The 25,669-nt window shown below is 33.6% G+C and carries 26 protein-coding genes, 1 tRNA gene and 1 other RNA gene; 5 read left to right on the top strand and 23 right to left on the bottom strand.

Translation table 11 applies throughout. The annotated features are described in order from the left end of the window. Positions 1 to 104 precede the first annotated feature (104 nt). Positions 105 to 683 carry a TMEM175 family protein gene (locus AC1RPT_RS05165; RefSeq protein WP_409022266.1) on the bottom strand — a complete coding sequence of 193 codons (579 nt, stop codon included), beginning with the start codon at positions 681 to 683 and terminating at the stop codon, positions 105 to 107. Between the two features lie 249 nt (positions 684 to 932). Here AC1RPT_RS05165 and AC1RPT_RS05160 point away from each other — a divergent pair, with 249 nt between their 5' ends. Beyond that, entirely contained in the window at positions 933 to 1,229 is a 297-nt protein-coding gene (locus AC1RPT_RS05160; protein ID WP_481761412.1) for a bacteriocin immunity protein, read from the top strand. 332 nt (positions 1,230 to 1,561) lie between these two features. On the opposite strand, the gene ssrA is transcribed toward AC1RPT_RS05160, so the two are convergent. Then, positions 1,562 to 1,932, bottom strand: a transfer-messenger RNA (tmRNA) gene (gene ssrA / locus AC1RPT_RS05155). A 124-nt stretch (positions 1,933 to 2,056) separates the two neighbouring features. Between ssrA and AC1RPT_RS05150 the strand changes: the two genes are divergently transcribed. After that, on the top strand, positions 2,057 to 2,686 hold the full coding sequence (locus AC1RPT_RS05150) for an NAD(P)-dependent oxidoreductase (RefSeq protein ID WP_481761413.1): 630 nt from the start codon (positions 2,057 to 2,059) through the stop codon (positions 2,684 to 2,686). Positions 2,687 to 2,783: 97 nt separating this feature from the next. On the opposite strand, the gene AC1RPT_RS05145 is transcribed toward AC1RPT_RS05150, so the two are convergent. The 4 genes from AC1RPT_RS05145 to AC1RPT_RS05130 form a co-directional block, all read right to left on the bottom strand. Continuing rightward, positions 2,784 to 3,590 (bottom strand): Cof-type HAD-IIB family hydrolase, encoded by an 807-nt coding sequence (locus tag AC1RPT_RS05145; protein ID WP_409022263.1) that lies wholly within the window; start codon positions 3,588 to 3,590, stop codon positions 2,784 to 2,786. A gap of 101 nt (positions 3,591 to 3,691) precedes the next feature. After that, positions 3,692 to 4,498: a Cof-type HAD-IIB family hydrolase gene (locus tag AC1RPT_RS05140; protein ID WP_481761414.1), complete on the bottom strand. Its 807-nt coding sequence runs from the start codon at positions 4,496 to 4,498 to the stop codon at positions 3,692 to 3,694. Between the two features lie 33 nt (positions 4,499 to 4,531). Then, on the bottom strand, positions 4,532 to 4,810 hold the full coding sequence (locus tag AC1RPT_RS05135; protein ID WP_409022261.1) for a hypothetical protein: 279 nt from the start codon (positions 4,808 to 4,810) through the stop codon (positions 4,532 to 4,534). Between the two features lie 123 nt (positions 4,811 to 4,933). Next, positions 4,934 to 6,316 (bottom strand): L,D-transpeptidase family protein, encoded by a 1,383-nt coding sequence (locus tag AC1RPT_RS05130; protein ID WP_481761415.1) that lies wholly within the window; start codon positions 6,314 to 6,316, stop codon positions 4,934 to 4,936. A gap of 440 nt (positions 6,317 to 6,756) precedes the next feature. Here AC1RPT_RS05130 and trpX point away from each other — a divergent pair, with 440 nt between their 5' ends. Genes trpX through AC1RPT_RS05115 form a run of 3 tightly spaced genes read left to right on the top strand, consistent with a single transcriptional unit; the run spans position 6,757 to position 9,415 of the window. Further along, positions 6,757 to 7,758 (top strand): tryptophan ABC transporter substrate-binding protein, encoded by a 1,002-nt coding sequence (trpX, locus tag AC1RPT_RS05125; protein ID WP_481761416.1) that lies wholly within the window; start codon positions 6,757 to 6,759, stop codon positions 7,756 to 7,758. Continuing rightward, positions 7,755 to 8,648: an ABC transporter permease gene (locus AC1RPT_RS05120; RefSeq protein WP_481761417.1), complete on the top strand. Its 894-nt coding sequence runs from the start codon at positions 7,755 to 7,757 to the stop codon at positions 8,646 to 8,648. The genes trpX and AC1RPT_RS05120 overlap by 4 nt, the downstream gene beginning before the upstream one ends. After that, complete coding sequence (locus tag AC1RPT_RS05115) at positions 8,645 to 9,415, top strand: ABC transporter ATP-binding protein (protein ID WP_481761418.1); 771 nt, start codon at positions 8,645 to 8,647, stop codon at positions 9,413 to 9,415. The genes AC1RPT_RS05120 and AC1RPT_RS05115 overlap by 4 nt, the downstream gene beginning before the upstream one ends. A gap of 36 nt (positions 9,416 to 9,451) precedes the next feature. Here AC1RPT_RS05115 and AC1RPT_RS05110 read toward each other — a convergent pair whose 3' ends face one another. The 17 genes from AC1RPT_RS05110 to cdaA form a co-directional block, all read right to left on the bottom strand. After that, positions 9,452 to 10,618, bottom strand: coding sequence for an MDR family MFS transporter (locus AC1RPT_RS05110; protein ID WP_481761419.1), 1,167 nt, complete (start codon positions 10,616 to 10,618; stop codon positions 9,452 to 9,454). Positions 10,619 to 10,645: 27 nt separating this feature from the next. Beyond that, complete coding sequence (locus tag AC1RPT_RS05105) at positions 10,646 to 11,920, bottom strand: cation:dicarboxylate symporter family transporter (protein ID WP_481761420.1); 1,275 nt, start codon at positions 11,918 to 11,920, stop codon at positions 10,646 to 10,648. Positions 11,921 to 12,061: 141 nt separating this feature from the next. Beyond that, entirely contained in the window at positions 12,062 to 12,544 is a 483-nt protein-coding gene (locus AC1RPT_RS05100) for a universal stress protein (RefSeq protein ID WP_481761421.1), read from the bottom strand. 41 nt (positions 12,545 to 12,585) lie between these two features. Next, positions 12,586 to 12,759 carry a hypothetical protein gene (locus tag AC1RPT_RS05095; RefSeq protein WP_409022253.1) on the bottom strand — a complete coding sequence of 58 codons (174 nt, stop codon included), beginning with the start codon at positions 12,757 to 12,759 and terminating at the stop codon, positions 12,586 to 12,588. Positions 12,760 to 12,815: 56 nt separating this feature from the next. Further along, positions 12,816 to 13,967, bottom strand: a complete 1,152-nt coding sequence (locus AC1RPT_RS05090; RefSeq protein ID WP_481761422.1) for an aminotransferase class I/II-fold pyridoxal phosphate-dependent enzyme — start codon at positions 13,965 to 13,967, stop codon at positions 12,816 to 12,818. 89 nt (positions 13,968 to 14,056) lie between these two features. Next, a complete protein-coding gene (locus AC1RPT_RS05085) occupies positions 14,057 to 15,736 on the bottom strand; it encodes an oleate hydratase (protein WP_481761423.1) in 1,680 nt (559 codons plus the stop codon). Positions 15,737 to 15,739: 3 nt separating this feature from the next. Beyond that, positions 15,740 to 16,084 (bottom strand): ArsR/SmtB family transcription factor, encoded by a 345-nt coding sequence (locus tag AC1RPT_RS05080; RefSeq protein ID WP_409022250.1) that lies wholly within the window; start codon positions 16,082 to 16,084, stop codon positions 15,740 to 15,742. Positions 16,085 to 16,262: 178 nt separating this feature from the next. Next, the gene (locus AC1RPT_RS05075) at positions 16,263 to 16,964 is read right to left on the bottom strand and encodes a ribonuclease H family protein (protein ID WP_481761424.1); all 702 of its coding nucleotides are present in this window, start codon (positions 16,962 to 16,964) and stop codon (positions 16,263 to 16,265) included. A 147-nt stretch (positions 16,965 to 17,111) separates the two neighbouring features. Continuing rightward, entirely contained in the window at positions 17,112 to 17,264 is a 153-nt protein-coding gene (locus AC1RPT_RS05070) for a hypothetical protein (protein ID WP_409022248.1), read from the bottom strand. A gap of 151 nt (positions 17,265 to 17,415) precedes the next feature. Continuing rightward, positions 17,416 to 17,487: transfer RNA gene (locus AC1RPT_RS05065), tRNA-Asn, on the bottom strand. A 77-nt stretch (positions 17,488 to 17,564) separates the two neighbouring features. After that, positions 17,565 to 17,873 (bottom strand): hypothetical protein, encoded by a 309-nt coding sequence (locus AC1RPT_RS05060; RefSeq protein WP_409022247.1) that lies wholly within the window; start codon positions 17,871 to 17,873, stop codon positions 17,565 to 17,567. Between the two features lie 235 nt (positions 17,874 to 18,108). Beyond that, positions 18,109 to 19,173 carry an ABC transporter ATP-binding protein gene (locus AC1RPT_RS05055; RefSeq protein WP_481761425.1) on the bottom strand — a complete coding sequence of 355 codons (1,065 nt, stop codon included), beginning with the start codon at positions 19,171 to 19,173 and terminating at the stop codon, positions 18,109 to 18,111. A 150-nt stretch (positions 19,174 to 19,323) separates the two neighbouring features. Beyond that, entirely contained in the window at positions 19,324 to 20,034 is a 711-nt protein-coding gene (locus AC1RPT_RS05050) for a glucosamine-6-phosphate deaminase (protein WP_481761426.1), read from the bottom strand. Between the two features lie 150 nt (positions 20,035 to 20,184). Next, positions 20,185 to 22,002, bottom strand: a complete 1,818-nt coding sequence (gene glmS, locus AC1RPT_RS05045; protein ID WP_481761427.1) for a glutamine--fructose-6-phosphate transaminase (isomerizing) — start codon at positions 22,000 to 22,002, stop codon at positions 20,185 to 20,187. Positions 22,003 to 22,217: 215 nt separating this feature from the next. Continuing rightward, on the bottom strand, positions 22,218 to 23,573 hold the full coding sequence (gene glmM, locus AC1RPT_RS05040; protein ID WP_409022243.1) for a phosphoglucosamine mutase: 1,356 nt from the start codon (positions 23,571 to 23,573) through the stop codon (positions 22,218 to 22,220). A 21-nt stretch (positions 23,574 to 23,594) separates the two neighbouring features. Then, positions 23,595 to 24,728 (bottom strand): CdaR family protein, encoded by a 1,134-nt coding sequence (locus AC1RPT_RS05035; protein WP_481761428.1) that lies wholly within the window; start codon positions 24,726 to 24,728, stop codon positions 23,595 to 23,597. Further along, positions 24,725 to 25,567, bottom strand: coding sequence for a diadenylate cyclase CdaA (cdaA, locus tag AC1RPT_RS05030; RefSeq protein WP_409022241.1), 843 nt, complete (start codon positions 25,565 to 25,567; stop codon positions 24,725 to 24,727). Before cdaA ends, AC1RPT_RS05035 begins: the two co-directional genes overlap by 4 nt. Between the last annotated feature and the right edge of the window lie 102 nt (positions 25,568 to 25,669).

The raw sequence follows: 25,669 nt of genomic DNA, 5'->3' as shown, positions 1-25,669 counted from the left end.
GGACATACAAAAATCCCTCCATGATTATCGGATGAAATTATATTATTTCATCTGACAACCATAAAGGGATTATTACACAAGAAATTTCTTGTTGGAACTTTTTTTCATTTGTCTTTATAGAAATTTTCAATTAATCGATTAGGTATAAACCAAATTGATGGTACAATCAGACAAAAAATTAACACCAACTCTGGTTTAATAAATACTGACATCAATCCAATAAGTGAAAAAGATAACGACACCCATGTTTTATTGTCATTTTTAATTGCTTTTGCTAAATTTGATTCAGGCCCATTTGCTCGAAGTAATTCATTAGTTAATACTACATACATAATATTAAATAATAGAAAGACAAGGCCATATAAAAAGGCAGGCGCAAATTTATTATAATGTTCACCAACCCAGCTTGTTGCAAATGGCATGAATGACATTACAAACATAAATCCAGTATTAACAATCAACACCCGCCCATTGATTTTATCCGCCAATTGAAACATGTGATGATGATTATTCCAGGTGACACCAATTAAAAAGAAACTTAATACGTAAGCTAAAAAAGTACTTTGAAGCGGTATTAAATCTGAAAATGTGTCTCCCTCTGGTGCTTTTAACTCTAAAACCATGATTGTCATAATAATAGCAACTACAGCATCTGTGAACGCTTCAACTCTACCTTTTGACATACGAACCCCCTAAATTTTTATAAATTTAGTATTACAAAGATTAGTCATTAAATCAACTAAAAATAATTCCACTTTTTAAAGATAAAATATACTTCCAACAAATATGGCAGGCATAAACTGGTAGGTTAATTTATATTTTAATGATCAACTGGGACCATATTTATCATTTATTATGTTAACTATTTCTCTTTAATTTATATATTTTAATATATTATTAGTTAATACAAATAAATTAAGGAGTTCTAGTCTATGAATAAATTAAAATGGTTTTCCGGCGGAGATGATCGTGGAAAACAGGCCGAACAAATTATTACCGATTTATTAACTGATTTAAGTACAAATAATGGTAATAATACACTTAAAATTACGTTACAAGCTTATCTCGAAGAACTAAAACAAAAACGTTCTTCTGTTCCATTCATTTTAAGTCGCATGAACTTAGATCTTTCTAAAGCCATCAGGAATGATGAACAACCTTTATCTGACAATCAATCTAAAAAATTAAAAGAGTTAACCTCTATCTCCAATATTAGATATGGTTACTAACTATATTCTTTCTTGGTTTATACCTTTATTTTAATATAAAGTTCGTAAAAAACGACTACTTACAAAAATAATCCTTTGTAAATGGTCATTTTTTGTGTCCGTAATTTCTAACAAATTAATTTATTTTTTCATAATAGACCTCTAATTTTATGGCAAAATAAAAAAGATAACTCGTCGAATCAAGTCATCTTTTCATCTGTTATGTTGAATAGGATTGTCAAAAATCACCTTAAAAACACCTTAATTTGCATTCAAACTCATTCAATCTTATTCAAACTTTTAAAATGCAAAAGTGATATTTTATAAGGCTTTTCAACCTTATTCAAACTGTAAAATGGAGATGGCGGGAGTCGAACCCGCGTCCAAGCATATTGCCACTCAAACATCTACGTTCATAGTTATACTATTTAAAATTCGCCAACCGTAGCGCCGTATAACAGGGCTAACACGTCTGACTAACCTGATTAGTCTCTTTTAACTTCTCCAGGTGGAAGAAGTTAACGTAAGTCCACTTAATTTAGGACCCAGATCTAGCACATGGACGATACTAGGAGGATCTACGTTAGAGCGCTATTAAGCAGCTAAAGCGTAAGTATTACTATTATTTTTTGCAGTTATAATTTAACTGAGCGTTTTAACGAAGACGCAAACTTCGAAACGCAATCCAAGCTCAACCTATACCTGTCGAATCCTGAACATCCCCATAACAACTATAAACATACCATATTTATCAGTTAAAATAAAGATGTAACCTGACGACTTATTCTTTGACAAAAAAATGTCATTCAACTATTGTGAAGACAGTTACTTAGAAAGGGAGTTATAAAATGAAAATTGGAATTATTGGTGCAACTGGTAAACAAGGACAATCTACATTAAAAGAGGCAGTTTCTCGTCATTTAGATGTTACTGCTATTATTAGAAATAAAAGCAAATTAACAGAAGATGTTCCTTTTATAGAAAAAGATCTTTTCAAGTTAACAACTGCTGATTTAGAATTATTTGATGTTATTGTAGATGCTTTTAACGCTCCATTTGGTCAAGAAAATCTTCATCAAACATCATTAAAACATTTAACGGATATCTTAGCTGATACTAAGGTTAAGCTCGTTATTGTTGGTGGCGCAAGTAGTCTTTTCGTTGATTCTGAAAAAACACTGTTACTTGGTGATACACCTGACTTCCCTGAAGGTGCTAAAGCAACAGCCAAAAATATGCGTGATGCTTTAGTCACACTCCGTACCGTTTCAAATGTAGATTGGGTCTATATTTCACCAGCTGCATTTTTCAATCCTAGTGGCGAAAAAACAGGCCACTATCAAATTGCCGGTGACGTTTTAACAATGAATTCACAAGGTAATAGTGAAATTAGCTATGCCGACTTCTCTATCGCATTGGTTGATGAAATTGAATCTAATTCACATCATCAAGAACGTTTTAGCGTTGTTTCTAAATAAATTTAATTATCTGCCACTTTCACAAGAAAGTGGTTTTTTTTGTAAAAAAATAAGTGATAATCATCACTTATTTTTACGTCATTATCTAAATTATATTTTAATATTTACCTGCTAAAACGTCATCAATTAAATCTAAGACGCTATCATCTTGATTTGAACCGATACGATGATTTGCCATTTTAGCTGCCATATTTGAAGACTTTTCCATTGCAAAACTTAATGGTGTGTATGCCAACATCTCAGCATCATTATCATTATCTCCAACGGTTACTACTTCATCATCTTTTACATCCCATAATTCTTGCAAAGCATTTAACCCATTTTGTTTTGTTGCCTCTTTAACATTGATATCAATAAATCCAAAACCAGAAACTTTTGCAACTAATGATTCATCAACATTTTCTTTTAATTTAACCGCAAATGTTTTATATTCGTCAATGGGGCCATTAATCGTAACTTTAGAAATAGTTTTTTCAACCTTACTTAAATTAGGGACCTTAATAATGTCTGGATAGTACGTATTAGCCATTTCTACAAAGTTATCAGACTCACTTGCATCAATATACCCACTCTCATCTGTTGATGCTAAGATTCCATAATTTGGCGATACCTTTTGGATATATAAAACTGTTTTTTCAAATACGGCTGGATCAATATTAAATGATCTGATATGGGTGTTGCCATCATAAATAACCGCACCGTTATCTGAAACGTAACCTATTTCACCAGAGATACGTTTAAAAATATCTTTAATTTTCATAACTTGATTTCCACTTGCTACCACGAAATGAATCCCTTTATTTTTTAGTTCAACTAATTGGTGACTAAATCTAACTTCATCAAACGTTTTATTATCTCTTAAAAATGTACCATCTAAATCCACTGCAATTATCTTGACTGTCAAAATTACATTCCTCCGATTATGCTTTAATAACTCTATTATACTGCATAAGTAAACGGATACAAAGAACTAAAAAGAAACGCCCCTTGGAAAAGAACGTTTCTTTACAATTTATGATTTAAAATATCATCAATGCTATCCAAAACACTATCATTTTGATTCAACCCAATGATGTGTTTTGCTGTTTTTTTAGCTAACTTTGATCCGCTAGCCATAGAAAAACTATTCGGCGTGAACGCCAACATTTCTTGATCATTATCATTATCCCCAAATGTCGCAACTTCTTCATCCAAGATTTGCCAACGATTTTGTAGTAAATTTATGCCGTTTTTCTTTGTCGCGTTCACTAAATTAATATCAATATAACCAAATCCAGACGCTTTTGCTTGAAGTTTATTATTCATTTCAGTATTTAATTGTAATGATATTCTTTCATATAACGACACGGGAAAATGACCCGTCAGCATAGAAATTCCTTGATTAAGTGATACCAAATTATCGACTCCGGTTACTTTCGGATAATAATCATTTACATCTTGAATAAATGTATCAGATTCCCGTTTATCATAGAAACCTCCTTGATTATTAACCGCTAATAGTCCTATTTCAGTGAATGTTTCCTTCAAATACTGAATCGTTTCTTGATAGAGACTATTTTCAAAAATGTATTCTTTCAATAACTCTTTTGCATCTTGAATGACTGCTCCATTTTCAGCAACGTAACCAATTTTATCTTTAATTTCTTTAAAATATTGTTCAATGGCTAAGGTTGGATTCCCACTTGCTACCACAAAATGTATTCCCTGTTGTTGCATCCTTTCAAATTGATGCGAAAATCTTTCTTTATCGTATGATTTATCATCCCTTAAAAATGTACCATCTAAATCTACTGCAATTAATTTAATCGTCATCCCTGCCACCTCTAACGTTATTATACATGATTTCTATACATAACTATATTCTTCAAATGGCGTATCAAACCAGTCATAACGCATTATAATTTGCATGACTCGATTCACAGGAATCCACAATCCCGACCGTAAAATATCTTTCATTGTCTCTAGAAATATCTTGTCATTTTTTGTACTATTTGGTTGTTTAATTTTTATAATTTCTGAATTTTCAGTTTTTACAGTAATAATATGATTGTTCAACGCAATGACTTGTGCAGAAACGATATTATCACTTATTAATTTATTATCTTTGTTTTTATCTATTTTCATTTTGTTAAACTTCCTTTCTGGTATAGGTTCATACTACCTTGGCTTTATGACTTATCTATGAAGTTATTAATAATAAATCATTAAAAAAAGCTTAACCAGTTTAAGAACTGATTAAGCCTTAAATTAATAAACAACAACAGGTTCGTTTTGTGAAACGTTCGCAAATAAAGTTGCCATTGCGGCTGGTTTTGTATTAACACAACCACCAGAACCATCTTTAAGATAAGCTGTTTTAGACCAATTTGTTCTCCAACTAGCGTCATGGAAACCAATTCCACTATTTGTGAATTGAGCCCAGTAACTAACTTTGACAGAATAATTAGCTTTACCAACTTCACTACCTTTAAGTATTGATGGCGTTTGTTTGTACATAATATACCAAACACCCTTAGTTGTATCTTCACCAGTACTATGTTTACCAGTTGCAACATCAGTTGTTAAAACAACCTTGCCATTTTTATGGATCCAAACTTTCTGCTGCGCAATTGACACTTCAGCATACGTATCTCCAAGTCCATCATTTGCAGTCGTTGTGTAACCAGTTCCATAAGTATTATAGCCAACACCATATTTATCATTGGTTGCGTCAATAGCTGCAGTACCATCTTCTAACGCTGTCAAAACATGTGTCACTGAGTCATTCATTCCAAGGGCCCAACCATATGATTGTCCACTAACTGGAACAGTACTTCCTGTAGCCGTTTTAAAATTATACTTTTTATTCAATGTTGCTTGTTTCTTATTAATTTCATCTACTTTTGCAGAAATACCACTCGTATCAACAACATATTTACCATCTTCAACAGTTGCTTGCTTAAGAATATCTGCACCCTTCAACGTATACTTCGTTGATTGAACGGTATAAACAGTCTGTCTAGCAGCTAGTGTATCCAATTTTTCAGTATCAGCTTTAACTGTTTTACTGTCAGCAGATAAAGGTTGGAGTTCAGTATCCTTCAACTTCGTAATGCTACTATAGCCAGCCTTATCATAGGCAGCTAAAATTTGCTTAACATTATATTGATTCCCTTTTTTCCCAGGTGTTACTGATACTTTTCCATTTTTTAAAATGGGACTTGCATCAACAGCCACTGTTCTTGTTTTATTTAACTTTGTTAGTTGGGTTTTTAATTGTGCTTTTAATTGATCCTTAACTGTTGTATTCAACTTTTGTGGAACAATCGCATAATTTTTCTTAACATTTGAAGGAAGAATGGTACGTTGCTTCTTCAACAATGCTTTAATCGCTGGCTTATCTTCATCAGTAAAACCAGTTGTTGTATCTTTTGCATCGACTATTTTTGTTTTACCTACATAAATAACATTTTTTGACGTTTCATTTTTTAACTTACTAATAACTTTATCAACACTTAATCCACTGACATCTGTATCATTAATTGTGATGCCTTTATTAAAATGCATACTTTGATTGAAACTTGCTCCACCAAGAATTCCCAAAACTAAAATACTTCCGATACTAATACCAATCTTTAACGATTTTTTCATAGTTTTTCACCTCATATTATGAATTCATAGTGCGCTATTCCCAATAAAAATATCATACCGCACTATGAATGTCGAATCAATTTTGTTGTTTTCTAAATTATACTCTTTATAACTTTTAAAATCTTTTAAATAATATTTGACAATAATATCAGATTTATCTATACTACATTTATCAACTAACTCAGAGAGGAAATCAAGCCTATGACTTATTCACAAGTAAAACTTAATAATCGTTGGCAAAGCCGGTTATTCAGATTGTAGTCTGTTTTTTACAGATATAATCTGTCTATTCAGATTGTATCTGTATATCGGTTTGGTTTCTATAAATCAAAACCCCTGTATGGATATCAGTATATTCATGCGGGGGTTTTGTCTTTCAAGACGGCCCTCGAATCTGAGGACTGTCTTTTTTTATTAAAAATTAAAGGGGTACTTATAAAATGAAACGATTAATTGGAACCATTATTGCGTTATTTTTATTCTTAGTGATTGCTTTTTTCTCAACACTTCAACCAACAACATTTTCAAACGCTAAAGGAGTACCAACAATTGGTATTCTTCAATTAACAACACATCCTGCACTGGATGCGATTCATAAAGGAATTATTGCTGGATTAGAAAAAGAAGGTTACGTACCTGGTAAGTCTGTGAATATTGATTTCCAAAATGCTGAAGCTGATCAAAGTAATTTAAAATCAATGAGTGACAAGTTTAATAATGAAAATGTTAATCTCATGATTGGTATCGCAACACCCTCTGCACAATCTTTAGCTAATGTAACTAAAAAAACACCAATTATTTTAGGTGCCGTTACTGATCCAAAAGGTTCTGGTTTAGTTAGCAACAATCAGAAACCAGGTAATAATATCACCGGTGTTTCTGATCAAGCACCTATTAAAGCACAGTTAGCTTTAATGAAGGAACTAATACCTAATATGAAAACCGTGGGTGTCCTTTACACATCAAGTGACGATTCAGCTACAAAACAGTATCAACAATTTAAATCTGCAGCAATCAAATCAGGCTTAGAAGTTAAATCGGCAACAATTACCTCTACAAATGATGTTGACCAAGTGTCACAATCGCTCGTAGCATCTGTTGATGCCGTTTATGTCCCCACGGATAACACAGTAGCATCAAGTATGCAGACTCTCGTTAAAAATGCGACACAAGCTAAAATTCCAATTTTCCCTGCAGTAGATACAATGGTCAAAAATGGCGGCTTGGCAACTATTAGTATTAACCAATATGATTTAGGTGTAGCCACTGGTAAAATGGCTGCTGCCGTTCTTTCTGGAAAAAGTGTCCCTGCAACAACACCAATTAATTTTGTAAAAAAAGGTGATCTTGTTATTAATTTGAAAACAGCAAAGGCCTTAAATATTACAATTCCACAAGCATTAATTGATCAAGCCAAAAATAAAGGAGAGTTAATCAAATGACAATTATTGTATCTGCTATCGGACAAGGACTCCTATGGGGGGTTTTAGGTCTTGGTCTTTATCTTTCATTTAGAATTTTAGACTTTCCTGATATGACTGTCGAAGGTACTTTTCCAATGGGCGCCAGCGTAACTGTGATTTGTCTAATCCACGGAGTTAACCCGCTTCTGGCCACATTCTTTGCATTTCTAGCAGGGACACTAGCTGGTCTAGCCACCGGGTTACTTTATACAAAAGGTAAAATTCCGATTTTATTAGCTGGAATCCTTGTCATGACAAGTTTATATTCAATTAACCTACGAATTTTAACAAAAGCAAATATCAGTTTACTTGGACAAAATACAATTTTTTCTGCTCACTTTCTAACTAATCTTCCTGCATCTTTTGATTCCGTTGTATTAGGGCTCATTCTGGTTATCATTAGTATTGGCTTACTCGCTTTCTTTTTAAATACCGAATTAGGCCAAGCGTTCATCGCAACCGGTGATAATGAAAAAATGGCCCGCTCACTTGGTATCCAAACCGATCGTATGAAGATTTTAGGACTAATGGTTTCAAATGGCTTCATCGGACTTGCCGGTGGGCTAATCGCGCAAAATAATGGCTATGCTGATATCAGTATGGGTATCGGAACGATTGTCATTGGGCTTGCTGCAATTATTATCGGTGAAGTTGTTTTTGGTAACTTATCATTAACAGCACGTTTGGTTGCCGTTGTCATTGGTAGTATTTTCTACCGATTTGTTATTTTAATTGTATTAACATTAGGCTTTAACGCAAACGATTTAAAATTAATTTCTGCTATTATTTTAGCATTCTGTTTAATGTTACCAACTCTCCGAAAAGCGCTAAGACTAAATACTTTGTTTGAAGGAGGCCATTCAAAATGACTGAACCCATTTTTTCACTTTCCAATATCGTCACTACCGTTAATACCGGTACTTCTGAGGAGCAACAAATCTTAAAAAATTTAAACCTCACCATCAATAAAGGCGATTTTATAACTGTAATTGGTACTAATGGCGCTGGTAAATCGACCCTTTTCAATACAATTGCTGGTAATATTAAACCAACGAGTGGCAAAATTATGTTACGCAATAAAAATATTACGAATGAAAATGATATTAAACGGACAAATTATATTAGTCGTGTTTTTCAAGATCCTAAAATGGGCACAGCACCTAGAATGACAGTCGCTGAAAATCTATTATTAGCCTTAAATCGAGGCAGTCGCCGTCGGTTTAAACCTCGTCATTTAAAACAAAAAATGACGCAATTTCGTGAATTAACCGCAAAGATGCCAAATGGTTTATCAGAACATTTAAATACACCTGCTGGAAACTTGTCTGGTGGTCAACGTCAAACATTAAGTTTTTTAATGGCAACTTTGATTCAACCTGACTTACTGCTACTAGATGAACATACGGCCGCCCTCGACCCCAAAACAAGCCAAGAATTATTAAAATTAACCGCCGAAATTGTTGAACAAGAACAATTATCTTGTCTAATGATTACGCATCACTTAGAGGACGCATTATCATATGGTAATCGAACAATTGTCTTAAATGATGGTCAGATTCAATCTGATTTATCAGGTGAAAAACGTGCCAACCTATCTACGACTGATTTATTAGCCTATTTTAATGATTTAGAATAAAAAATACCACAACCTTATAAAAGTTGTGGTATTTTTTTACGATTTTATATTCGCTTTCTTAGTTGCAATAACAACAACTGCCAAGGCAAGTAAGATTAATAATGTCGAACCAACGAACAAACCGTTGTATGACAATCGTTCAATTACGATTCCACCAACTAATGGTCCTAACGCTTTACCAATAGATGCGGCAATATTAATCGTTCCTTGTGCCTTACCTTCTTGACCTGGCTCGGCCAGTTCATTAATCCATGCCGGAATGGCTGGGAATGCGACCATTTCACCTAACGTCAACAAGACCATTGAAAAGACAAAATGAGAAAAGTCTTTCGCAAAAATAAGTGTTGTAAATGATAACGCAAATAAGCCAACACCCATAATAATTTGTCTAAATAATGACTTAGCAATTGTTCTCGTTACAAGCGTCACTAGTGGTTGTCCAAAAACAATGAGTCCTGCATTAATCGTCCATAATAAACTATATTGACTCAATGGAATATCTAACTTATCCATATAAATTGATAAATTACTTTGCCATTGCTCGTAACTCAACCAAATAACCAGGAATGTTAACCACATTGCGCCGATAATCCAAACTTTGGGATTAACACCAGCTGATTGTTCTGATTTTGTTGGTTTCACTTTTTTTCGTATTGGATCAACTCTATACGCTAAAATAGCAGTAATCAAAAATATTGAATATAAAATTAATGCTGATACAAAGACCATTGTGACACTAACTTCAATCACGTATCCAACTAATAATGTCCCAATAACAATCCCTAAATTTAAAGCTAAATAAAAGAGATTAAAAACATATCGACTATCTTTTCTTCTAATTGTGGCCGCAAATGAATTTAAAATTGTTGCCACAATCCCGTTACCAAGACCCAAAATAACTAGCAAAATTGGGTATGCTGGCCAGCCATGCATGAAAACTAAGCCTAATACGGCCAACCATGCAATTACGATTCCTACCAATGTCGCATAATAAGGCCGCCATTTATCAAATAAATAACCACCAGCATAATTACCAATAATAGTCGCAACTGAGTTTATTAATAGTACAATTCCAGAAAATGTTAAACTTTTACCTAAATAGTTATGCATGTAAATTGTTGTTAACGGCCAGACGAAACTTGAACCTGCGCTACTAATCACTGAACCTATTAACAACCATTTTAATTTAATTTCTTTCGTCATTTTTTTCCGAAAGCCCCCTTTTTAAGGTTACTTAATGTTCAATTTTTCTAAATACTTTTGATTCTTTTCACGATCAAATTCATTTTCTGATTGTGCGATAATAACAGCTGCTAATGAATTACCAACAACATTGACGGTTGTACGACCCATATCTATGATTCTATCAACTCCAGCGATAAAAGCCAACCCCGAAGCAGGAACACCAATAGTTGAGATTGTCGCTAATAGGACGACAAATGATGCACCAGGTACTCCAGCCATCCCTTTAGACGTAATCATTAACACAATCAATAATGTAACTTGTTGTCCAATTGATAAATTAATATGGTATGCCTGTGCCAAAAACAGAGCAGCTATTGACTGATAAATTGCTGATCCATCTAGATTAAATGTATATCCTGTTGGAACAACAAAAGAAACAATTCCCTTTTTAACACCAAAATTTTCCATTTTTTCCATAATTTTAGGCAGTGCTGCTTCAGAACTAGCCGTTGAAAAAGCAAGAATCATTTCATCCTTGATTACCTTTAACAAGACGATTAAATTAATTTTAAATAATTTAGCAACAAGACCCATTACTACAATAACAAAAAATATCATCGTTATATAGGTCACAATAATAAAGAACCCTAATGGTTTTAAAGCAGAAACGCCTAATTGTGCTATTGTGACACCAATTAATGCAAAAACACCGATAGGTGCCAATTTCATTACCCAGTTTGTCACTTTGAACATAACTTCAGATACAGCTGAGAAGAAATCAATAATCGGTTTTCCCTTCTCACCTAGCGTTGCTGTCCCGAGTCCAAATAAAACGGAAAAGAAGATAATAGGCAGCATATCACCTTTAACAAGTGCCTCAAAAATATTAGTTGGCACAATATGCATTAAAATCGTACTCAACCCAGTAGAGGTTGAGTTTTCAGTTGTAACATATTGACTAATATCGACTTTATTTAAAGCTGTAATATCTATAAATTGTCCGGGTTTAGTTAAGTTACCAACAATTAATCCTAATGCAATCGCAATTGTTGTCATAATTTCAAAGTAAATTAATGTTTTTCCACCGATTCTACCTAATTTGTGGATATCTCCCATATTGGCGATTCCGACCACTAGACATGAAACAACAATCGGTAAGACAATCATTTTGATCATATTAATAAAGATGGTTCCCAGCGGTTGAAGTGAGTTAATAATGAGTTTATTTTGATACCCAATAGCACCAATAATAATTCCTAAAATTAATCCAATTAAAATTTGCCACCCAAGACTAATTCGGTACGCTTTATAATATTTCAATTTAACCATCCTCACTATATTTTAATTTACTATGGTTAATCTTATCATATATACGAACAATTATGTTATTTTTTTATTAAAAAAGAGCAAAAAACTGTAAAATGAGTTTTTCGCTCTTTTAACATTCATATTTTTAAAATATTATCTGATGACACTAACGGAACATTGTGCATTTTGAGCCATATAACTAGCTTGAGAGCCAATAAATAATTTCTTTGAATTACTTGGCGTATTCGTTTTTGAACCGCAAATTAGAATATCCGGTTTAAAATCTGGAATAACCTTCTCAACAATTTCAGAACCTGGTCTACCAGCAGAAACAATTGCTTGTACATTTTTAACGCCAAAATCATGCGCCTTATCTACATAGCGTTCGATACTTTCTTCAAGTAATTTTTTATTTTCTTTGATAACAACTGGTGACATAGAATCAAAAATATTCATATCACCTGTCTCTAATATTGAAACAATCCCTAAAGGAATTTGTTGTAACTTAGCTAACGCTACCGCATAATTAAAAGCTAAAATTGATGATTCAGAATCATCCTCATCTATGGCAACTAAAACGCGTTTAAAAGTTACCGGTGTTATGTCAAAGTCCAACTTTTCTAATCTATTATTCATATCGTCACTCCTCACTTGTTTTGTTGCCATTATTGATGATTTTACTTACGCCAGTTACTTGGGCTCCAAAGCTGCCCTTCCATTGAGCCATGCAAGCTCTCAATTTCAACTGACTGATCTTTTAATAGCGCAATTGTAGCTTCAATCAATAATTGGTTTTCTTCTGTTTCAATTTTTTTAAGCTCAGCAATTGTCCAGTCAACATTTCCATCCATTTTAATCACTCCTTTTACTCATACAAACGTACCATAATTAGATTAATAAATTGAATTTAATGCTTACTATTTTCCAAGGCGATGATGAGTTTTGCTAACTGTTCATCACTTGCAGCAAAACTTATTCTAAAGTAGCCCTCACCAAATTCTGTGAATGCACTACCTGGAACAACAGCTACCTTTTCTTTCAGAGCAAGTTGCTGACAAAATTCAACTGACGTTAATTTTAGTTTTTTAGGTATTTCAACGAATAAATAAAAGGCGCCATCTGGTTTAATTAAATTATAACCTAATTTTTCTAAGGCTGTTACCAATCTATCACGACGAATATGATAAGCATCTCTCATTGGTACACTATCTTGCTTCCCATTTTTAACAGCTTCAAGTGCAGCTACTTGTGATAAAGTTGCCGCGGTCGTTACGTGATATTGGTGGACCTTTTTCATAGCATTAATTAATCGTTCTTCAGCTAATACAAACCCAATCCGCCAACCGGTCATTGCATGTGATTTAGACAATCCCATTATTAAAATTGTCCCTTCAGGATACAAATTAGCCATGGAAATATGCGGTTGTTCATAGGTTAACTCGCAGTAAATTTCATCGCTCATCACCCAAATGTCATGTTTTTTCAAAACATCTTTAATAGAAGATAACTCAATTTTACCATAAGAAACACCGGTAGGGTTAGTTGGATAATTAAATATAAATCCAACGATAGCTTTATTCTTATTTTCCTGCAATGTCTTTTCAATAAGCTCTGCCGTTACCCTAAAGTTCGTCGTACGTGTATCCATAAAAATAGGTTTAACGCCTTGTAACTGCATTAATGGCAAGTAAGCTGGATAACAAGGAACTGGTACTAAAATGTAATCTCCTGGTGTTGTTACCGTCTTTAATGCTGTAGCAATTGCCTCAGTTGCCCCAACGGTCACTAAAACATTCTTTGCGTCATAAGCCAATTCAAACTTTTCATTATAATAATCAGCAGTTGCCTGTCGTAATTCTGGATTACCAGCTGAGGCTTCATAATGTGTTTGTCCGTTATCAAGCGCTGTTTTTGTAGCGTCCATAATATGTTGAGGTGTGATGAAATTAGGTTCACCTAACGTTAACTTATCGATACCGTCTATTTTGGAGACCCATTCATCAAATCGACGAATACCTGATAATTGTATCTGATCAGCTACTGTATTTATTTTGATCATTAAGACACCTTCTCCGAATTAGAATGAATCTTAATTATACATCAAAAAAATAACGATTTATAAAAATTCTTATAAATCGTTATTTCAACTTATCTAAACATTGTTTTCGTTGCTTTTGCCAAAACTTTTGGCATTTTTTCATAATGATGTAATGGTGTTAATTGCGTATCTGAAATTCCTAAGAACTTATACACAGCAATTTGTGCACAACGGAACGAATACTGTTCTGTAAAGACCATATCAAATGGCATTTCTGCAAATTGACTAATAAAGGCCAAATTCTTTGAATGTTCAGGTACAACGTCAGGACGATCACCAATTGCGCGACGGTTAAATAAGGCACTCGCATATGGCATATAAACAGGTATAACATTAACAACACTATCCATAATTTCATCTGTACGTTGGCTAATATTATTCGTAGCTGTATCTGTTTGAGCCAAATGGCCTAATAATTCTTCTAACATTTCGCGACCAGTCATCTCGATAAATGGTTTTTGAACAAAATCACCCTTGCGACGAGGATATAAACAGTAACCCCAGAATACAGTCTCATTTTCTTTTTGAGCATGGAAATGAGGTTGATGATGAACCACGATTGATAATAAATTATTACTATCAACCCAGGTATTCAATGCATTACCAGGTTCTTGTTGTGTAATCCGTGCAATTTCATTTACTGCTAAATGATTATCAGTTGTGACTGTAAAACTCATCCATTCACTTTGTTGACGATCATTAAAGAATTTATCTGGTTTACCTAAGTTATAGAAATGTTCAGTAGCTTGTTTCCATAATTTAGCACTAGGTGCATAGTCCATATTTTCCACAATCGGTGTATCAATATCGCCCATTGATGAACTATCTGTAATTGAACCATTCGTATCAAATACTAAATCGCCATCATTAATAATGATTTCGCCGACTTTATTATCATTATCGACTTCTTCATATTCAAGACCAGTGACAACAATATCGTCACGTAAAGCTGTATCTTTAAATTTAAATTCAGTTATCTTACGGTTATCCACAAAGGTTACACCACGGTCTGTAAGATATTTACGCATTGGTAAAATAATACTTTCATATTGGTTATATGGTGTTCTTGTAACACCTTCCAATGTGTTAATACGACTGAATTCAAGAATCATTCGGTTCATATAACGACGTAATTCCATTGCTGAACTTTCCTTTTTGAAGGCAAAAGTTGTTTGCCACATATACCAGAAATTAGTTGTAAACATGTGTGGACTATTTTCAAACCATTTTTCAATACTGATATCATTAATCTCTGATTCCTTTGATTCAGGCATCGTCATTAATTTTGTTAGTAAAACGCGATCTCGTGTATTAAATTGCATATGACGATAATCATTCTTACCGCCTTTATTTCTAATACCATCCATTTTATCAATTAAGCGTGCAATATCATGCGTTGGATGTGCATGATCAAAATCTAAAATTTCATCTGTAACTGTCTTTCCAGGATTATCCAATGATGGCACTTCTCGAAGAACATCCCATAAGTTTTCATATGTTTCTTCATTCAACATACGACCACCTTTAGCTAGGAATCCTTTTTGATTACTCAAACCTTGGTTACCATATTCAGTCACATAATCTTTAACTGCAGCGCCATCATTAGCACCATGTTTTTCTAAACCAAACATCGTAATTTGGTCACCATGCCAGCCACCATCACGAATTAAATAGATACCTGCTGCTAAGTTACCAACACCTGTACCAATCATATATGCTTTTTGAGTCATAATCTATTCCTCCTTCGATTTTTCGCCTTCACGAATCATTTTAATTAAATGTTCCAAACGGTTTAATGTTTTTTCAGGTGTTAAAAAGTAAAAACGTTTTAATCCTGTTTGTTTATAATCAATAAGTCCCACATTTTTTAAAACTTTCAAATGATGTGAAACTGCCGGTTGTGATAACGCCATGCGGTCAACCAGCTCAGAAACCGTTAACTCTTGCCGTGACTTAGAACCTAGCAAAATAATTAATCGTTGTCTTTTTTCATCTGCCAAAGCGTTCAAAATATCTAGATTGGAAATAAATTCCTGTAGCGCTTCGGATTGCCCTGGTTCTAATTCTTCAGCTTCCATTGTCAATCATCCCCCTATATCTATCTTCATGAATATAATAACACCACGTTAGAATTTTAGCAACCGCTTTCAGTAAACGTTTTAATTTACTGCCTAATCTTTTTTATTCATCTTAATTTGAATTCATTTAAATAAAAAAAGTGGCTCTCTACATTAGTAGAAATCCACTTCACCTATCTTACATTTTATCCATTGTTTCATTTAATAATTCATCAACTTTATTATTACCTTCATTATCTGCATGACCCTTTGTCCATTCAAAATCAACATTAGTGAAAGCTGGTATTAATTCAGCAACTTGTTGCCAAAGTTCGACATTAAGTACTGTTTGACCATCCGCTTTTTTCCAATTTCGACGTTGCCAACCTACTAACCAATTTTTTTGAATTGCATTCAAGACATACTTCGAATCTAATATAAATACGACGTGTTCTTCTCGTAATCCTAAATCAATTAATTTTTTCATAGCTTGAAGAAATGCCATAATTTCCATATGATTATTAGTTTTACCTTTTTCACCATCTGTACCAGAAAAGGTCTCACCCGGTGTTTTAATATAAAAAGCCCATGCCGCAGTATCTTCTGCTAGGACGTGACCGCCTAATTTATTACCATGATTTCTCGAACCACCATCAGTCCAGACTTGAATTGAATCTGAAGTTAAAGTTACGGATTGATGAACTGCTGTCGCACTTTTTTTACTACCTGTCGCTGTTGGTCTAGGTGCCCCATCATCCATCCAATTTTGGGCTTCATCTCGCGTTTCAAATCCTTTGTATCGTGCCCCATCGTATCCATTAACCAACTTTGCCACATCAGGCCATTTTGTGAAAATACCCGTTTTACGTCCTTTATATACTGCATAAAAATTCTTAGCCAATTTAAATCACTCCATTAGTCAGTTTATTGATTCTTTTATTGTAAGCTAAAAGGCACTAAAAATATATTTAAATAAAAAATACTCATTCTAAAGTATGCAAAAAAACCACCGTTCTAATCAACGGTGGCCATCATTTATTTAACTAAATTATGCTTTTTTTGCTGCAACTGCTGCGTCGTTAGCTTTGCTTTCTTTTAAGAAAGTAGCAAGTTCTTGTTGTTTACGACGACGGTTCTTTTTGTTTGGAGTATTAACTGGACGACGATCGTTACCGACACCTGTATGGTTGTTTGATGACATTTCGCAATCCCCCTTTCTTACAATCTCTTAATTTTAAACTGTATTCAGAAATAATTCAAGTTAATCATTAATTTCTTATAATGGACTCAAAAAATTAAGTTCATAAATAAAAAAAGATAACCGGCAGTAAGTCGATCATCCTCTATGAATACTGCTCAGGTAGGGATCGAACCTACGACATCTTGATTAACAGTCAAGCGTTCTACCGCTGAACTACTGAGCAATCTTTATAATTCATTTCTGTCTATACTATTTTATACCATAGGTTAACCTATTTTGTAAAGATATTTTTGGTAATATTTACTCAATATGATTGTCTTTTAATATCGCATTCAAATCATTTTGAGCTTCTTCTGTTTTATGCCACTCTTGATATTCAGTAAATGCTTCTAGTGGCATTTCAAAATTTTGATTAATATATTTTTCATAATTAATAACGTGTGATGATCTGGGAATATTTAACTGTAGAATACGGACTTCTTTCAATAAATCTCTTTGAACTGCAAGTTCTGCTCTCCCATTTTGTACCATGTTCGATAATTCAAAATATTTAGAACCATCTTTTCTAGTAATTTCTTCAATTAATGATAAAACTTCATGACTTTTCATATTGAACCCAACTTTCTACATCTATTCTCTTAATTAAGTATAAACACATTTGACAATAAGTACAACAAGCACAAAAAAAGCCACTACATCGCAATAGTGGCTAGCATAAGAGAGAAAGAGAATTGATAAAGGTAATTCATATACCTTACAAACTTAAGATAACATCAAATGTAAGCGTTGTCAATAGTTTGTATTAAAAAAGTGCTGTCGAATGATCTACGCCAACACTTTCCTATTATTTCGTATTATCTGGATGAACAATACTTGTTGGGTTCTCAATAATATGACTTATTGAATGCCCTGATATATTTACTAAACTAAAGAATACCACAGCGACTAAAATCACAGCTGTTAGCACCTTACTTGGTTTAGACATTTTTTCATTTAAAACAGAGCCATAGAAATCCTTTTTTACCTTTTCGGTAATAACTTGCTTTGAAACGCCTAAATTTGCTTCATCAGCACTTTCTTTGTCTACTTGGTTAATAAGATAGTCATCGATACTAAACGCTTTTTGAGCCTCTTTTTGTTTCTTTTGGTACGCTGTTTTTTCTTTTTTTGATAATTTTTTAAACCAATCAATATAAGCTTTATATTTAGTGACAACTTCTTTAGTAGGACCAACTTGTTTTAAATCACCATATTGGATCCATGCGACACGATCGCATAGCATTTCAATTTGTTTTAATGAATGACTAACAAAAATAATTGTTTTTCCTTGTTCTTTAAATTCGTTAATTTTATCAACACATTTTTGATAAAAAGTATCATCGCCAACTGACAATGCCTCATCAATAATCAAAATATCAGGATCAATATGCACGGCAATAGCAAAGCCTAAACGAGATTTCATCCCACTAGAATAGCTTTTAACGGGTTGATAAACAAAATCACCTAAATCAGCAAAATTAATAATTTCATCTAAAATATCATCAATTTGTTGGTTAGTTAGACCCTGCATTAAACCTTTTAATCGAATATTTTCTAATCCGGTTAGTTGGCCTCTCAATCCAGCGCCGATAGCAATAATAGAAGTTTCTCCGCGAACATCTACAATACCGGTTGTTTGTGGAATAATCCCCGAAATAATATTGGATAACGTTGATTTACCTGAGCCGTTAACGCCAATTAAACCAAGTGTTTCTCCACTCATAACATCCATCGAGATTCCTTTAAGAGACCAAAAATGAGGTACCGTCGTACTTTTAAAAGAAAAGAATGATTTGATATGTTCAGATTTTGTTTTAAATAAGTCATATTCTTTTGTGACATTTTTTACTCTAATTTTATAATCGACCATTTTTTCAACTTCCTAAAAACGTATTTTCTTACAATTGTCATCATGTTACTAGACTTACTATCAGCCGTCAAGCAAGCACAAAACACAAATAGAACCAATCCATTTATTTTAACGCTTTAAATGAATTAGTTCTACATATGGATGATAATTTTATTTATTTTTTAATAAACTTGCAGCTGCTTCATCAACAATGACAACTACATCATCATGATTTTGTAAGAAACTTGCAGGTAGGTCTTCTGTTATAGGGCCTTCAATCATTCCCTTAATAGCTTCTGCCTTACTTTCACCAAAAGCTTCAAGTAAAATCTTGTGCGACTTCATGATTGATCCAATACCCATTGAATAAGCATATTCAGGAACATCATTTTCGTTATCAAAGAAACGTGCATTTGATTTGATCGTTGACTCCGTTAAATGAACTTTATGTGTCAAGCTATCTTCAGCTGTTCCAGGTTCATTGAATCCAATATGACCATTTTTACCAATACCCAAAATTTGTAAATCAATTGGATTATCTTCAATAATTTTGTCATAACGTTTTGTTTCTTTTTCTGAATCACTTTCAAGACCATTAGGTAAGTAAGATGTCTTAAATGGTTTTTTACTAAATAAATTTTCATTCATAAAGTAACGGTAACTTTGTGAATCTTTTTCACCTAAACCAACATATTCATCTAAGTTAACTGATGTTGAATCCGTAAAATCTAAGTCACTGGCTGTAATTGCGGCATAGGTTGTTAATGGTGTGCTTCCTGTAGCAAGTCCAAAGACTTTAGCATTTGCTTCTTTAGCAGCTTTAAAAATTTCGTAGCCTTTTTGGCCACCCTCGTTTTGGTCTTTAACAATAATTAATTTCATTTGATTGTCCTCTTTTCAATTATTTATTCCTCTAATTGGTATAGTCCAATAATACAATATCATTTTAAAAAAAGCAATAGGTCTATACCAAATAATAAACAAAAAAATGATACTACCCTTAAACAGGTAATATCATTTCTTCAATCTATCTTATTCGACAGTAACACTCTTAGCTAAATTACGAGGTTTATCAACATCATAGCCACGGTTTAGGCTTGTATAGTAAGCCAATAATTGTGCAGGCACAATACTTACTAACGGTGTTAATAAGTCAGAAACATCTGGTAATACAATTTGATCACCCTCGTTTGCTAATGTCTCTGTTGAGATGATAATTGTATTTGCTCCACGAGCCAAGACTTCTTGAACATTGCCTCGTGTATGACTTGCAGTCGGTTTATCAGTAATAATAGCTACAACTGGTGTGCCTTCTTCAATCAAGGCAATAGTTCCATGTTTTAATTCACCAGATGCAAAACCTTCCGTTTGAACATAAGAGACTTCTTTTAATTTAAGTGCAGCTTCAATTGAAACATCGTAATCAATACCACGACCAATATAGAAAGCGTTACGCGTTTCACTTAAGAATTCTTTCGCTAAGTCATTAATTGAGTCTTTATCATCAACCATAGCTTGCATAGCATTTGCAACCATTGTTAATTCATGATAAACATCAAAATTAAGAGCTTTTGTTTGTTTTGTAACTGTTCCTAACGCTTTTGCTAAAAGTGCTTCAACGGCAATTTGAGCTGTATATGCCTTAGTTGAGGCAACTGCTATTTCAGGACCAGCATGTAATAATAACGTATATGTTGCCTCACGAGAAAGTGTAGAATTTGCTGAATTTGTAATTGTTAAACTTGGGTACATCATTTCGTTAACTTTTACAAGAACCTGACGGCTATCAGCTGTTTCACCACTTTGTGATAAGAAAATAAAGAATGGTTTTTCTGAAAGTAATGGCATATGATAACCAAATTCTGAAGCAACATGTACTTCTGTTGGTACATTAGCTAAACCTTCAAATAATTCTTTTCCAACTAATCCGGCATGGTAACTTGTCCCTGCAGCAACAATATAGATGCGATCAGCAGCTTTCATTGCGTTTAAAATACTATCATCAATTTTAACAGTTTCTTCATTTTCAACATACTCACTCAATAAACGTCGCATAACAGCTGGTTGTTCATCGATTTCTTTTAGCATGTAGAATGGATATGCGCCTTTTTCTGAATCGCTATCATCCATTTCAACATGATATGAATCACGTGATACGGCTTCACCAGCTTTATTTTCAATTTCAATAGAGTCAGGTTTAACAATAACCATTTCACCATCCATGAGTTCAATGAAGTCATGTGTTTCTTTCAACATTGCCATGGCATCACTGCAGACAACATTAAAGCCATCCCCAACACCAATTAATAAAGGACTCTTATTCTTAGCCACAAACAATGTTTCTGGTTCTTCACGATCCATCATCAAGAAAGCATATGAAGAACCTTCAAGTAATGATAAAACTTTTTTGAATGCTTGTTTAGCAGTTAAATTTTCTTTATTTGCAAAATATCCAATTAATTGAACAACAACCTCAGTATCTGTTTCACTAACAAAATTTACGTCTTTTAAATATTGTTCTTTTAACTCAGAAAAATTAGTGATAACGCCATTATGTACAAGGTAAAAGCGGCCATCTTCAGAAACATGAGGATGGGCATTAAATTTACTTGGTACGCCATGTGTTGCCCAACGCGTATGTCCAATTCCAGCAGTTCCATGAACCTTATCATCAATGGCCGACTTCAAATTCGAAATACGTCCAGCCTCTTTAACAAGGTAATCTTCACCCGTTTTGTTATCAACAAAAATACCGGCTGAATCATAACCACGGTATTCTAATTTTTCCAAACCATTAATTAAAATTTCAACAGTATTCGTTTTTCCTGTTACGCCAACAATTCCACACATAGTTTATGTCATCCTTTTTTTAAATGTATTTTTTATTATTATTTTAAAATTGGTATAGATGTTTAAAAAACAAGTAACCCTTATCAATATCTATTAATATACCTTTCTGATATTTTTTTGTCAAGAATTAATATATTGGTCTATATTTTAAATCAACTTTAAAATAAAAAAAGAGTCATTTGAATTTTCATTCAAATGACTCTTTCGCTTAATTTCTAAACGCCCATTTCAGTTTGAACTGTTTGCACAATTCGATCAACATAAGCTTTAACTTCTTTTTCTGTTGGTGCTTCGGCCATAACACGTAATAAATTTTCAGTTCCACTAGGTCTCACAAGAACTCGGCCATCGCCGGCCATTTCTGCTTCAACTTCTGCAATACTATCTTTAATTTTTTGATTATCTAATGCAGCTTGCTTATCTGTCACTCTAACATTCACAAGTTCTTGTGGATAAGTCTGAACAGCTGCAGCTAATTCAGATAACTTCTTGCCTGTTTTCTTCATAACATTTAGCAATTGAATAGCAGTTAGCATCCCATCACCAGTTGTATTGTAATCTAAGAATACAATATGTCCAGATTGTTCGCCACCAATGTTGTAACCGTCAGCACGCATTTTTTCAACAACATAACGATCACCAACTTGTGTTTTAACTGATGTTAAATCAGCTGCTTCAAGTGCTTTGTATAGTCCAATATTACTCATAACAGTTGTCACAACTGTTTCTTTTTTCAAGCGACCACGTTCATTCATGTATAATCCACAAATGTACATAATTTTATCGCCATCAATAATATTACCTAATTCATCAACAGCAATACATCTATCACCATCGCCATCAAAAGCAATCCCGGCTTCAAGCTTATTTTCAACTACAAATTTAGCTAATCCTTCTGGATGTGTTGAACCAACGCCATCATTAATATTTAATCCATCAGGCGAAGTTGCCATTGTTTCAAATTCAGCATTTAAATCAGCAAACAAACGTGAAACAAGTCCACTTGTTGCGCCATTAGCTGAATCAATTCCAACATGAATTCCTTCTAAATCATCAGGAATTGTTTGTTCCAAAAATTGTGTATATTTCAGTACACCTTCTGGATAATCTGCTAATACTCCAAGGCCTTCACCTTCTGGTCTTGGCAAATCATCAGAATCTTTTTCTAATAAAACTTCAATTTCTTCTTCTTGTTCATCAGATAGTTTATAACCATCCGCACCAAAAAATTTAATGCCGTTATCTTGAACGGGATTATGTGAAGCTGAAATCATAATTCCAGCAACTGCATTTTGGGCACGTACAAGGTACGCTACACCAGGTGTTGAAATAACGCCTAATGAGAGTACTTCAATCCCAACTGATAATAACCCTGAAATCAAAGCTTGTTCAAGCATTTGACCAGAGATTCGTGTATCACGCGCAACAAGCACTTGTGGTCTATCGTTATTTTCAAGTTGTGCATGCTCTGATAGAACATACCCACCTAAACGTCCCAATCTAAATGCTAACTCAGGACTTAGTTCTTTATTTGCAATTCCTCTAACACCATCTGTACCAAAATATTTCATTATTTTCTCCTCACTAATTAATTAATTTAATGCGTTCGTTGATTCACTTGAACTACTTGAACTATCAGAACTTGTCGATGAAGACGAAGTAGCACTTTCACTACTTTCTGAACTGGTTTCAGAGCTCGTCGATGTCTGATCAGTTGTTGTTTCACTACTTTCAGTTTTTGATGCTGCGGTTCCACCAGAAGCACTAATTTTTACTTTAACAGATTCTGGATTTGATGAAATTAAATTATTCTTATCCAAATCGATACTAATTGTTTTCGTAACGGAATCACTAATCTTATTAATTGGTACCACAACATCAAGTTTACTTAATTTGCTTAAGGTTGATTCTGTACCCGTTACCGTTACTTGTTTTGTATCACTTGAAAACTTATACGTCTTCCCAGATACGCCAGTTCCACTTGAAACAAAATTCAAAGGTAATTTTTTAGTGGTTTTAGTACTCTCAACCGGTATTGTAACACCGACTGTTGATGGGGTCATGACGACATTTAAAGTTTTACCATTTACATCTAAGGCCTCAAGTAAGACTTCTTGTGAAATTGTTGACTTGATCTGATTGCTGCTGACATTTACTTGTGCAACCACTTCTGAAATAGCATTCACATCGCCTTCCGCACCGGATGCAGAAATCGTATTATTATCTAAAACAGGCGTCCCACTCTTATACCCTTGCGCTAAACGACGTTCATTAAATTTCACCTGAATAGGGAATGTCGTTGTCTTACGTTTTTGTATATTAACAGAAATTGTAGCGGGACTAATTTTATAACTAATTTCTTTGTTTAATCCTTCTGCTTGTAACTTAACAACATGTTTTCCAGGATTTAAACCCTTTAAATCAGCAAACACTCTAAAGTTTTGTGTATTCACAGTTGTTGTAATTAAAGCGCCAGGACCGTCCAATGTTAATTTTACATTTTTAGGATATCCAGTAATAAAGTATTTATCACTATCGGCCGTAATTTGTAGGCCAGCCTCAATCGTTTTTGATTCATTTGCAACTAGACTCGTTGTTTTTGAATCGGAAAAATTATTTGTATTTGCTAACTGATCATAATTAACATAAACAAATAATAAAATTGCTAAAATTAAAGAGGTTCCAATAAAAAATGAGCGACTATTAAAAAATTTATTTAGATTCATTTTTTATCCCCCTTACGCCCGAAATGTTCAAAAAATTCCCAGAAAGGGTTGTTCTTTTTAGGTTCATCATCTTTAATTAATTCAGTATTCAATAATTTAAGGTAATCTTCTTGTGATAAATCACGAATAAGTTCGTTATTTCGCGTAATTGTCACTGAACCTGTTTCTTCTGACACAACAATCGTAATTGCGTCGGTTACTTCACTGATACCTACTGCAGCACGATGCCGAGTTCCTAATTCTTTTGGAATTAAGTTACTTTCAGATAATGGTAAGTAAGCCGCCGCAACAGCTATTTTATTATCTTTAATAATTACCGCGCCATCATGCAATGGTGTATTGGGAATGAAAATATTGATTAATAATGCACCCGTAATTTCAGCATCTAATGCAATTCCGGTTTCAATATAATCTTCCAATCCAGTGTTCATTTGGATAGTAATTAATGCCCCAATTCGACGTTTTGACATATATTGAATAGCTGAGTCTAGTCCAGCAATCATATGTTCTTCGTCTTTGTTTTTCTGTTTACCTCTTGAAAAAAATGATCCACGACCAAGATGTTCCAATCCACGTCTTATTTCCGGTTGGAAAATAACAACCATGGCGATAACACCCCAATTGATAACTTGATCCATAATCCAAGATACAGTTTGTAGCCCAACGACCACACTAATTAGCTTAATCACAACAATAATTATGATTCCTCTAAAAAGTTGAACCGCTTTTGTTCCTCGTAAAAGTACCATGAGTTCATAAACAACAAACCAGACAACGATAATATCTAGTATATTGACCATATGCCCCCACGTTACAAGACCACCCCAGTTAATGGACATCACTCGGCCTCCTCTATTTTATTAACCGTTTTATTATACCACGTTGTTAGATTTGTTTCCTCATCCCGCCATATTTTCTATTATCTACCGGATTATTAATTT

This window comes from Dellaglioa sp. CoH-56-MRSF-11 (assembly GCF_056782135.1).
The sequence above is the reverse complement of the archived record's forward strand: the minus strand, read 5'-3'. Positions and strand labels throughout refer to the sequence as shown.